This is a genomic window from Coriobacteriia bacterium, from assembly GCA_031292615.1.
Taxonomy (GTDB): Bacteria; Actinomycetota; Coriobacteriia; order Anaerosomatales; family JAAXUF01; genus JARLGT01.
Genome location: JARLGT010000128.1, coordinates 1 through 11,617, shown reverse-complemented (window position 1 = coordinate 11,617; position 11,617 = coordinate 1). Strand labels below are relative to the sequence as shown.

The following is an 11,617-nucleotide window of genomic DNA, read 5'->3' as shown; positions in this document are numbered from 1 at the left end:
TTGGCAACCGCTGCCGATGTCGCCGAGCGCCGCTCCTGGTTCGAGCGCCTTGCCCCGCTGATCGCCGAGCGAACCAAGCGTCTGGACGAGGTTGCAGGCCGGGTCGCATTCCTCTTCGCGATGCCGCCGATCGAAGAGTCAGCGCGCGAGAAGGTGCTCGCCAACGATGACGCGGGCCCGACGTTGTCCGCGGCGTCGCGGGTGCTCGCCGAGTGCGAGTGGAGTGCGACCTCAATCGAAGCTGCACTGCGAGATCTGCCAGAGCGGCTCCAGCTCAAGCCCAAGATCGTGTTCCAGGCGATTCGGGTGGCAATCACCGGTTCGACGGTCTCGCCACCGCTCTTCGAATCGCTCGAACTTCTCGGCAGGGACGAGTCCGTCAGACGCCTTGACACGGCATTGAGCCGTCCGTAACATACCTTTTCGCGCCGCACGTGGGCGTGGTCCAAATGCTGGGGCATGGTGTAATTGGCAACACGTCGGTTTCTGGTACCGAAAAGTCTAGGTTCGAGCCCTAGTGCCCCAGCCAGCTTGGCCCGTTCGTCTAGCGGTTTAGGACATCGCCCTCTCAAGGCGGAGATCACGGGTTCGAATCCCGTACGGGCTACCAAGTGATACCGAAGCCCCCTTTCGACAGGCGACTGTTGGAGGGGGCTTCTTCGTTTCGCCGGCGATCACCGAGGCCGGTAGGGCCGCCGAGAGCCGTGCGCTAGGCCTCGAAACGTGCTGTCATCTGGTATCCTCGACGACCATGGACACAGAAACCGCATCACCCTCAGAACGCTCGGATTTCATCCGCGAGATCGTCGCCGCTGACCTGCGCGAAGGCCGGCATCAGACGGTCGTCACGCGCTTCCCTCCCGAGCCCAACGGCTACCTCCACCTTGGCCACGCTAAGTCGATCTGCCTGAACTTCGGCGTGGCACAGGAGTTTGGCGGTCGGTGCCACCTTCGCTTCGACGACACCAACCCCACCAAGGAAGAGCAAGAGTACATCGACGCGATCAAGGACGATGTGCACTGGCTCGGATTCGACTGGGGCGAGAACCTCTTCTACGCCTCGGACTACTTCGAGCAGCTCTACGAGTGGGCCGTCGGCCTCATCAAGGACGGCAAGTCCTACGTCGACGACCTTTCTGCCGATGAGATTCGTGAGCATCGGGGAACCCTGACCCAACCAGGAACCAACAGCCCCTGGCGTGACCGCGCCGCCGAGGAGAGCCTCGACCTGTTTGCCCGCATGCGTGCAGGCGAGTTTCCCAATGGGTCGCGAGTGCTACGCGCCAAGATCGACATGGCTGCGCCCAACATCAACTTGCGAGACCCGATCATGTACCGGATCGTACATGCCGAGCACCCGAGGACGGGCGACGCATGGTGCGTGTACCCCACCTACGACTTCGCACACGGGCAGTCCGATGCGATCGAGGGCATCACCCACTCGATCTGCACGTTGGAGTTCCAGGACCACCGACCGCTCTACGACTGGTTCATCGAGAACCTGCCGGTGCCGTCTCGGCCGCACCAGTATGAGTTCGCAAGGCTCAACGTCACTCACACGGTGCTCTCGAAGCGCGTACTTCTGAAGCTCGTCAACGAGGGCCACGTGCGCGGATGGGACGACCCCCGCATGCCAACCCTATCCGGCCTGCGCCGACGCGGCTTCCCCGCCGAGGGAATGCGCGACTTCGCGGCGATGATCGGTGTTGCTCGGGCAGACAGCGTGGTCGAGGTCGAGCTGCTCGAGCATGCCATGCGCGACGTGCTCAACAGGAAGGCCCCTCGTCGTTTCGGCGTGCTCGATCCTCTGAAGGTGGTCATCGAGAACTACGCGGACGATCTGGTCGAGGAGATGGACGCGCCCAACAATCCGGAGGACGAGTCGGCAGGCACGCGCAAAGTGCCGTTCACTCGCGAGCTATGGATCGAGCGCGATGACTTCATGGAGGACCCGCCCAAGAAGTTCTTCCGCCTCGCGCCGGGCCGTGAGGTCCGACTGCGATCTGCCTACTTCGTGACGTGCAACGAGGTCGTGAAGGACGCCGCGGGCAACATCATCGAGCTTCGCTGCTCATACGATCCCGAAACTCGCGGTGGCGCCGCTCCGGATGGTCGTCGTCCGAAGGCAACCTTGCACTGGGTGTCGGCCGCTCACGCCGTGCCCGCCGAGGTGAGGCTCTACGACCACCTCTTTGCGACGCCCTTCCCTGGTGCCGACGGAGCCGACCTCTTCGAAGGTCTCAACCCCGAGTCTGAGGTCGTGCGCCGCGGCTGCTTCGTCGAGCCCACGCTCGCCGAGCTGCCTGTGGGCCAGACCGTTCAGTTCGAGCGGCTCGGCTACTTTTGTGCAGACCCGGACTCGACGGCAAGCTCGCTCGTGTTCAACCGCACACTGACGTTGAAGGATACCTGGGCGAAGCTGCAGGCGCAGGGACGTCACGACCAGGCCTAGGCCGCCGTGAGATCACCGAGGGCCGTCCTTTGCGGGGCGGCTTTCGCCATTCTCGGCGACTGCGCAACGGCGCTGCTAGAATGGGCGACGGAGTGGGCTAGACGGCCGCGCGTGCCCGCAATGGTGCGTGAGGAAAGTCGGGGCTCCATAGGGCAGAGTGCCTGCTAACGGCAGGTCGGCGCGAGCCGACGGAAAGTGCCACAGAAAAGAAAACTCCCTCGCCGGGTTCGCTCGGCGGAGGAAAAGCTGAAACGGTGCGGTAAGAGCGCACCAGCGTCATGGCAACATGGCGGCTTGGCAAACCCCACTCGGAGCAAGGGCAAATAGGAGCGGTTAAGGTCGGCCCGACCGACGCTCGGGTATGCCCGCTTGAGGCCATCGGCGACGATGGTCCTAGATAAATGGTCGTCCACGACAGGACCCCGCTTATCGGCCCACTCCCCTGTACGACGCGAAGCGGGCGGCCCTCCTTGGCGGAGGACCGCCCGTTGGCGTTCCGTGGGGCACTCAATGCGCTAGCGAGAGATCACCTTCGCTTTGCCTCTGGAGACGATGATCTGGTAGTTCTTGATCGCGGTCTTGAGCTTGCCCGTTGCCGTGAAGTTGCCGGACGAGTCCGTGGCGGTCACTTGGATGTAGAACGTGCCGGTGTGCGCCTTGTTGTCCGCGCTCCACTTACCATCCCATGTCAGCGAGTTCTTTCCGGCGATCGCCGACTTGGTCAGCGTCCGAACCACCGCCCCAGACGAGTTCGTGACGAGCACCCTGGCCGAGGAGACCTTGCTAGTCGTAAACGAGATGGTCAGGTTGTCACGGTACTTGTCCCGCTTGATCGGATAGAACAGCGTGTAGTTGATTCCGAAGCCACTGATGGTCAGCGGCGTCTTGTCCAGCGTGACCTGCTTGCTCACCGAAGTCTGTCGTCCATACATGTCCGTCACCGTTGCGGTGAGAGTGTGGGTCCCGGGACCGAAGGCGCTCAAGTCAGCTGTTCCGGAGTACGGCGCCGAGGTCTTGGTAAGGACAGTCGTTCCATCGAGCTGGAAGACGACCGACTTCACGCCGCCAATATCGCTGGCCGAGGCCTCGAGTGAGGCGTTCACGCCGAGCTGGTCGCCTGAAGGCCTGACGAACGCGATTTGGGGCACATCGGGGTCAGAGAACACGGTTGTGCTGACGGACTTCCCGACATTGCCGGCACGATCGACTGCGTACACCTCGATGAGGTGCTGGCCGGGAGTCAAGTTCTCAATGGTGACAGCCGGCTCGGCACGGCCCGGGATGTCGAAGACGCGTCCTTGTGGGTCTCCCGACCCTTCAGGAATGGCTGGGACGCCGTCGAGCAAGACCTGGTAGTAGGCCACACCGGAGAGCGCGTCATAGTCCTTTGTCAACCACGTGATATGGACTCGTGTGCCCGCGGTTACGGACCCCGCCATTGCAGTGTCCGTGGTCGGGGATGCAGCCAGGCTATCGACGGTGCTGGGTGGCGTGACATCGACGCCGAACTTCACGTAGTTGGTCGCGGACTCTGCCCAGCCGTTGTCAAGGAAACCCTTGTACTGCAGATACCAGATGCCCTCCACCGGCTGCTCTACGCCCGGTTCGGGGGCGGGCCAGCCGCCGGGCGGCGGATACGCCATGACACTCCCGAGGTCCACAGTCGCGTCCATGTGCGTGGCCCAGTCCCCAGCGCCGGGGCGCCAAGAACGGTAGTACGCATCCGGCGTTGACGCATCAATCGGTTCGAGAACACGTCGAAGGTCATAGAGCATGCCGGCGGCAGTTCCGCCCGAATCCGCCTCGAGTGTTGCGATTTCGGAGCCGGTCGCAAGAGCGAAGCTCGGATGGACGTTGTTCGTCCAGATGTCGGCATCGGGTGATAGGTCAACCAATTCGGACGGGCCGGTGGTCATGAAACCGGCCGACGTGATCGTGTTGCTGAAGCTGACAGTCTTGGTGATGGTGACGGTCCTGCCGAGGTGATCCGTGGCGGTTGCAGTTAGCGTGTGAGTCCCGCTGCCCAGGGCGCTGAGGTCCGGCTTGTAGGAGTACGGCGCGGCAGTCAGCGTCGTAAGCCCCGAACCATCCAGAGCCATGGTGACAACGGGCGGTCCTGCGGCGTCGCTCGCGTCGACTGAGAAGATGCTCTTCATCGACAGAATGCTCGTGGTTGGGGACGTGAAAGAGATCGTGGGAGTGTCCGGGTCCGAGTAGAACATCTGGCTCGCTGCAGGCCCAGGGTTGGTCGCTCTATCAACAGGGACGATTGATATCTTGTGCGCGCCTGCCGGCATGTTCTCGATCGTGAACGACGGCGCGATGACGAAAGCTTGCGAGCCATAGACTCGGCCGAGTGTAGGACTGGATGAGGTCTCCGGCACGTAGGGCTTGTCGTCTAGCATGACTTGGTAGTACCCGATGCCGGACAGATCATCATATTGACCAGGAAGGTCGCCCGGGTTCCATGTGATGTGGGCCCGCGTTGCAGGCGTCCAGGTTGTCACCGTCGAACTAGTGAGCCCCGTCGTGACGTTCAGGCCAGTGACGGCTCGAGGTGGAGTCTGGTCGATGCCAAATACCGGATCCCACTGGTTGGCAGCGTAGCGGAAGTTTGAGAAGAACTTGTAGTGGAAGACCCACCAGCCCTCAAGAGGCGTGTGCTCTGCCGGAAGCTGCGCCCGCCAGCCGCCTGCAGGCGGGTTCTGATACACACCCAGCATGTCGATTGTGTGGTCTGTCGACGTGCCACCGGTGGCGCCAGTCGCGACGGGCCAGTCGGCGCGGTAGTAGTTCCCGGGATGCGTCGTGTCGATGGGCGTCACAAGACTTCTGTCGACCGCGTATAGAAAGCCGATGAGGTATCCATCGGTGTCCTCGGTCATCGGAGGCGGGTTAAGCGTGAACTCGGGGTAGAGGCTGTTGCCCCAGCCACCTCTCCACCACGCGTCGACTCCCCAACTGGGGTTGGTCTTGGACGTTCCGAGCGTGGGAGTCGGCGTGTCCTCGAGGGCGGCAAGAGCCGTTGAGGCGAAGATGCCGAAGAGCGCCAGGGCTACGACTAGGACGACTACAAAGCGGCGCACAGTGCGTGTCATTGCTGAGTTCCCCCTCATATCAGGATCAAGCCGCGTCTACAAACAGCGCACGTGCTTCATTGTATCGGTACGATTCGCCCGCTGCTTTACGCGTTATGAACGACACTTCGCACCGACGCGGCAAGCGTGTGACCCCCGTCACCCGTCTTGACGTAGCGAGCACCCGCCGCGGTCGCAATCTCCCGCGCTGGTCCGGACGGTTGATCTGAGCCTGCGACGTCCACCACAAGTGCATGCACCCCCGCCGCCTTCATACGCACGGCCGCTGCAAGCGCGTCAGCGCTGCCGACACCCCCAGAGAGACCGACATTCGCCCTCCCATCGGAGAGCACGACGATCCACCCGACGACGTCGGGATCGCGGCGTTGCTCCCGCTCGACGACCTCCATGCTCGTGAGCAGCCCTGCGGCTAGTGGCGTCGATCCCCCAGTTGTCAGGTCGCGCAGGCGCATCTCGGCGAGCTGGATGCTGGCTGTTGGTGCGAGCAACACCTCGGCGCTATCTCCGCGAAACGCGACGACGGCGACACGGTCTCGGCGCCGGTAGGCGTCATGCAACAGGTCGACCACCGCGGTACGCACGGCGGCGACTCGAGCGGCCGTGCCCATCGAACTGCTCGTATCCACACAGAACACGATGGTCGTTCCCGCCTTGTGGCGCCGAACCTTCTGCTGAATCTCTGAGCGTTCGATCTGCAGCGCCAGCCCGTTTGCCGCGTTGCGGGAGGACTGATTGGGTGCGGCTGCCCGTAGCGTCGCCTCGAGGGCGATGTCAGCGCGCTCGGTGCCCTCGGCACTCGCGCGGCTACCAGTATGACGCCCCCGGGATTCGGCCGAGACAGCCTGGCGTCGGCGACCTTCCGATCTCATGTAATCCACACGGTTCTCGCGCTCATCCGGAATCGCAATCCGGGCTCGTGGGGATGGTTCGTCGACGGGCTGTCGTGGGTCCGGAGCCGTCTCCCAGATTGCTGCCTGTCCCGCGCTAAGCATCGTGTCGTCTGCGATGGCATTCTGCTCGTCATCGGCTTGGTCGTTGTCGCTGCCCAGCGAAGTGGCGATCAAGGCGGCCATGGCGACCGAGTCGATCCGCGGCTCGTCGAAGAGCGTGCGGCGAACTCGGTGGGCGAGCACGAGTGGGGCGATTCGGCTCACATCGGAAACGGTCGGCACCTCTCGGCCTTCAAGCGCCGCGAGCGCGGCGGCCGCACGGGCCATGGCTTGATCGGCGCGATGGCCGTCCACTCCCACGGAGAGCGCAAGGTTGGCGATCGCGAGGAGCAGCTCGTCGGAGACGGTAACGCTCGGTAGAAGCGCTCGGCCACGCTCGATACTTGCGGTCAGCTCGGCCTCGTCATCAGCCCAACGGGCGCAGAACGCGACCGGATTGGCATCGAAGTCACGTCGGCGGCGGACGATCTCGACGCGTGCCCCGGGGTCTTGAACGCCCGAGACATCGACGCATAGCCCGAAGCGGTCAAGAAGCTGTGGCCTGAGCTCTCCCTCCTCCGGATTCATCGTTCCGATCAGCATGAAGCGCGCTGGGTGCCGGAAGGAGACGCCCTCGCGCTCGACGCTGTTCACACCCATGGCAGCGGCGTCCAGAAGAGTGTCGACGAGGTGGTCGTCGAGCAGGTTGACCTCGTCTACGTAGAGAATCGCCCGGTTGGCGTTGGCCAGCAGCCCGGGCTCGAAGCGCTTCTCTCCCCGCTTGATGGCGTGCTCGAAGTCCAAGGTACCGACTATGCGGTCCTCTGTGGCCGAGACTGGCAGCTCGACGAGCCGCGCCGCTGCTTGCTCGGTGGGCAAGGGCCCGGCGCCAGAGCGCTCGCAGCACTCATCGCACCACGATGGGGCGTCCGCAGGGTCGCAGGCGAACCTGCAACCGGACACGATAGTGATGGGCGGCAACAGCGAGCGCAAAGCGCGAACCGCAGTGGACTTGGCTGTCCCCTTCTCCCCGCGAATGAGAACGCCGCCGACCCTGGGGTCGACGGCGTTGAGAAGCAGTGCAAGCTTAAGTGTCTCCTGGCCAACGATCGCCGAGAACGGAAACGACTGTCCGCCGGGAGCACCCACAATCACCGCCACTGGAAGCTGCCGCAGTCCTTCGGGAGACGCTGGTCGCGGTTGGGGCAGGTCGTGACGTAGACGCAGTCCTCGCAGGTGTAGTCCTGCAGCGAAGAAACAGCGGCGACTGGCTCCGGATTGACCTCGGGCGTCTGCCCGCCGGCTGATGGCTCGGGCGCCGCAGAAGTCTCGGGGCCTCCGAGCGACCATGCGTCACTCGCCGAGGGTGCCGGGGCAACCGGCGACGCCGCCGCGTCGGCAGTCTCGACGGGCGCCGACTCCACCGCATCCAGGTCGAGGATGAAGTCGGAAGAATCCACGCTCTCGGCGTCGACAGGCGGTACAAATGCGCCCGCCTCGGGCGCCGGCAGGCTGCTCATGGGAAGATGCGGCTCAGCGCCGTGGTCGGGGGCAGCAGCGACCTCACCGGCGGGCAGCAGAACGGCATTGCGAAGCGCAGTCTCGACGTCGGGCTCGGGCAGCTCGGTCGCAGGCTCTTGGAGCGCGTCGTACACGCCCGCGACCTCAGGGGCCACGCCGGTGCCCTCGGCATCCGAAGAGTTCGCGGCGCGTGCCCACGGCCAGAACCCGACCCTGGGCGGCGCCGACGGCTCCTGCGCTACCTCGGGCTCCTGAGATGCGGTCTCCGGCTCGGTCTCGGGGAAAGCTTGCGACTCGGCGGGCACAAGCCCCACGGACTCTGGAGGCACGACGCCTTCGGCGCTCATGTGCTCGGTCGTGCGCAGAATAGCGGCCCGCAGCTCGTCGTTCTCGTCGACAGCTGGGGCGGCGACCGAAACGTCTGAGACAGGCTCCGGCGTCGCCGCCATGGCGACGCCGGGCTCGGTAGCGACCTGTGCGGGAGCGACAGCCTCGAGCTCTCGCTCGGGCGCGGACTCAACTGCGGTCTCGGGAACTGAGGGCTCGAGAGCTGTGACGCCGGACTCCACATCGGGCTCGGGCTCGGCACTGGGGGCCTCTTGGACGATTGCATCGGCGATGGCTTCGTCGGCCACAGGTTCAATCAGGGCGACCGAGGGAGGCTCCCAGAACGGCGCCTCGATCGCGCCGGGGACGAACGTACTTGCCTCGGGGGCCGCCGCAAGGGCAGGCTCCTCGGCCGTGAGTGTCGGCTCGGGCACAACGCCGGCGGGAATCAGGATCGGCTCGGCCACAGTGGTCGCCGCAACAGGCGCGGGCTCCTCGGCCACGGCCTGCGGAAGGTCGGCCTCCCAAGCACCGGCGGCATCGACGGGCGCAACCACGGCCTCTGCGGCGGGTGCGGCAGCGACGCCTGAGCGAACGAGCAGCACGGGAGCACCAGATTCGAGGTCCATCACGCTGACCTCGTCGTCCCAGTGCGCAAAGGTCGGCTCGGCGCTGAGGAGCGACAGCTCGGCCATGGCGGCCTGACGAGTCTCGAACGACTTGGCGCTGATGAGCCGCAGGTCGTCGTCGGGTCCTCGGCCGATCAGGAAGAAGGCCATCGTGTTCCTCAATCCGATAGTAGCGTCACGAAAAGAGCCGTCCATTGCAGGCGGTCAGACCGCCTTATCGTAGAGCCGTCGCCCGCCTCGGGCAACCGCATTCGCCCGGTTACCAACAGGTGTCGTGATCACGAGCACTGATCGCGAAGCTTTCGGAGGCGTTCGATGTTCGTCGAGTCCTTTATCGGCACGTCACCGGGCATCTCAAGGCACGCAGCAACATCTGACAGTTCTGGCATGCACACCATAGCGGCAAACCCCTCCTTGCCGATGCGCCCTTCGCCCACCCAGGCGTGGCGATCGCGCTTGGAACCGCGCTCGAACATGCAGTCGTTGGCGTGTATGAGGCCGAGGCGATCGCCACCGCACAGGCCGGCGATTCCGTCCACGACCTCCCGCCAGCCTTCAGGGGTGTCCAGCGGCATTCCGAACGCAAATGCATGACACGTGTCGAGGCATACTCCCAGCCTGGCTGTCGGCAGCCCGGTGTTGGCGATGCAGGCACCCAGCTCCTCGAAGGTCGACCCGAAGGTGCGGCCTGCGCCGGCCGTGTTCTCCAGGAGCAGTCGTGCCGAGGCACCAGCGCTACCTGCGAGTTCAAACGCCTCAAGGACGCTCTCGGCCACACGCTTGGCCGCAGACTCGGGATCGCCGAGAGGGTCGTTGCCCACGTGGCAGACGGTACCCGCCGCTCCCAGCGTGGCGCCACGAACCAGCTCGTCGGCAAGCGCCGGGATCGACTTGGCGCGCAACTCGCGATTGTCGGTCGCCAGGTTGATCAGGTAGGCGGTATGGGTGAAGACCGGGCCGAAGTCGCGCTTGGCTCGCTCGGCGATGAAGTGCTCGGCGGCGGCAGGGTCGACGGCCGGCCCCCTCCATTGCCGAGGACTCTTCGCGAAGATCTGGATGCACTCGGCGCCCACGGACTCGGCGTAGTCGAGCGCCCCTATGTAGCCACCGGCCACCGAGACGTGCGCGCCAAACAGCATCAAGAAGCCCTTCTCGATCGAGATTGCGGGTCGCGCCGATGTCAGTGCCAGACGCTACACTTCTAGCATGACCGAAACACCGCACAGCTGCGAGGGCACACCTTGGGAAGGACGCGCCATCCTGCACGTCGACCTCGATGCGTTCTTCGCCGCCGTCGAGCAACTCGACCACCCGGAGTGGCGAGGCAAGCCCGTGATCGTCGGCGGCGACCCCGGGCACCGAGGCGTGGTCTCCACCTGCAGCTACGAGGCGCGCAAGTTCGGCGTGCGCTCGGCGATGTCGTCGGCGCGAGCCGTTCAGCTGTGCCCCGACGCGATCTGGACGCACGGAAGCTACCAGCGCTATCACGAGATGTCTGAGGCAGTTCGGGCGATCTTCGCTGATGAAACCCCTCTCGTGCAGCCGGTGTCGATCGATGAGGCATACCTCGATGTCACGCCCGGGACGTACACGAGTGAGCACCCGGTCGCAGTCGCGCGCCGTATTCGCTCGCGCGTTGCTCGGCTCGGGATCACGTGCTCGGTGGGGGTCTCGGCGATCAAGTCGGTGGCCAAGATCGCGAGCGACCACGACAAGCCCGACGGGCTGACCATCGTTTGCCCCGGAGAAGAGCCTGCGTTTCTGGCTCCCCTTCCCACTCGGGCCATGCCAGGCGTGGGCCCTCGCACTGCCGACCGTCTCGAAGCGTTGGGCATTCGTACGCTCGGTCAGCTGGCCGAACTCGACGACGTCACGGCGCTGGAGGTTCTCGGCAGCCACGGCGTTGGAATCGTGGCGCGAGCGCGCGGGCGAGACGCCCGCAGCGTGCATGAGAACGAGGGCGTGAAGTCGGTCAGCAACGAGCGGACGTTCGCCACCGACGTGCGTTCGCCGGCCGACGTGGATGGAGCCCTTGCGGCGCTCGCGGCTAAGGTTGGTCAGCGGCTGCGGCGTAAGGGCCTTGCGGGACGCACTGTCACCGTTAAGTTGCGCTTCTCGGACTTCACCACCAAGACGGTGCGGCGAACCCTGGCGATTGCTACCGACGACGAGGCTGTCTTCGGTCCCGTCGCGCGCCAACTGCTCGCGAGCGCGTGGTCACCAGGAATCGGGCTGCGGCTGCTCGGCGTCGGGATCTCTGGGTTTGACGAGCGCTCGGCTCAGCTCGACCTGTTCGGCGAGGAGCAGCTTGGTGCGGACACGGCTACCCCTGCGCCGACGCCCAGGGAGCGCGCTCAACTCGTGCGGGGCATCGACGCAGTGCGCGAGAAGTTCGGAGACGCTGCGGTTCGCTATGGGCGCGAGCTTAAGTCGCCCGGGCGATCCCGCGGCGATGCGACGGACGAAGCACGCTCGAAGCCAAAGGGGGCCAACGAATGAGAAGGCTGTCGTGCGCGGTACTCCTCGCTGCGACGTTGCTGTTGTTGCCTGCCTGCTCTTCTGGGTCGAGTACAGGCGCTGCGGCCTACAGTGGGTATGGCACGCCAGGGTCGGTGAAGCCCTCTACGTCCTCCCCGCTGGCACCCGGACGTAGTGCCAAGC

At 64.9% G+C, this 11,617-nt stretch carries 7 protein-coding genes, 2 tRNA genes and 1 other RNA gene; 6 read left to right on the top strand and 4 right to left on the bottom strand.

Annotation, left to right across the window (positions count from 1 at the left end; all coding sequences use genetic code 11):
- The 5 genes from P4L93_12105 to rnpB all read left to right on the top strand — a co-directional run.
- Window positions 1–414 (top strand): glutamate--tRNA ligase (locus tag P4L93_12105; GenBank protein ID MDR3687685.1); only part of this gene is annotated, 414 nt, incomplete at its 5' end.
- A gap of 39 nt (window positions 415–453) precedes the next feature.
- Window positions 454–529 (top strand) — tRNA-Gln (locus tag P4L93_12100).
- A gap of 4 nt (window positions 530–533) precedes the next feature.
- Window positions 534–610, top strand: a tRNA-Glu gene (locus P4L93_12095).
- A 141-nt stretch (window positions 611–751) separates the two neighbouring features.
- Window positions 752–2,452, top strand: a complete 1,701-nt coding sequence (locus tag P4L93_12090) for a glutamine--tRNA ligase/YqeY domain fusion protein (GenBank protein ID MDR3687684.1) — start codon at window positions 752–754, stop codon at window positions 2,450–2,452.
- 89 nt (window positions 2,453–2,541) lie between these two features.
- Window positions 2,542–2,897, top strand: an RNA gene (rnpB, locus tag P4L93_12085) — RNase P RNA component class A.
- Between the two features lie 70 nt (window positions 2,898–2,967).
- On the opposite strand, the gene P4L93_12080 is transcribed toward rnpB, so the two are convergent.
- The 4 genes from P4L93_12080 to P4L93_12065 form a co-directional block, all read right to left on the bottom strand.
- Window positions 2,968–5,550: an Ig-like domain-containing protein gene (locus tag P4L93_12080; protein MDR3687683.1), complete on the bottom strand. Its 2,583-nt coding sequence runs from the start codon at window positions 5,548–5,550 to the stop codon at window positions 2,968–2,970.
- 86 nt (window positions 5,551–5,636) lie between these two features.
- Window positions 5,637–7,640 (bottom strand): VWA domain-containing protein, encoded by a 2,004-nt coding sequence (locus P4L93_12075; GenBank protein MDR3687682.1) that lies wholly within the window; start codon window positions 7,638–7,640, stop codon window positions 5,637–5,639.
- The gene (locus tag P4L93_12070; GenBank protein ID MDR3687681.1) at window positions 7,631–9,106 is read right to left on the bottom strand and encodes a hypothetical protein; all 1,476 of its coding nucleotides are present in this window, start codon (window positions 9,104–9,106) and stop codon (window positions 7,631–7,633) included. Before P4L93_12070 ends, P4L93_12075 begins: the two co-directional genes overlap by 10 nt.
- Window positions 9,107–9,234: 128 nt before the next feature.
- A complete protein-coding gene (locus P4L93_12065) occupies window positions 9,235–10,095 on the bottom strand; it encodes a deoxyribonuclease IV (GenBank protein ID MDR3687680.1) in 861 nt (286 codons plus the stop codon).
- Window positions 10,096–10,162: 67 nt separating this feature from the next.
- Between P4L93_12065 and dinB the strand changes: the two genes are divergently transcribed.
- Entirely contained in the window at window positions 10,163–11,455 is a 1,293-nt protein-coding gene (gene dinB, locus P4L93_12060; GenBank protein MDR3687679.1) for a DNA polymerase IV, read from the top strand.
- Window positions 11,456–11,617: the final 162 nt, after the last annotated feature.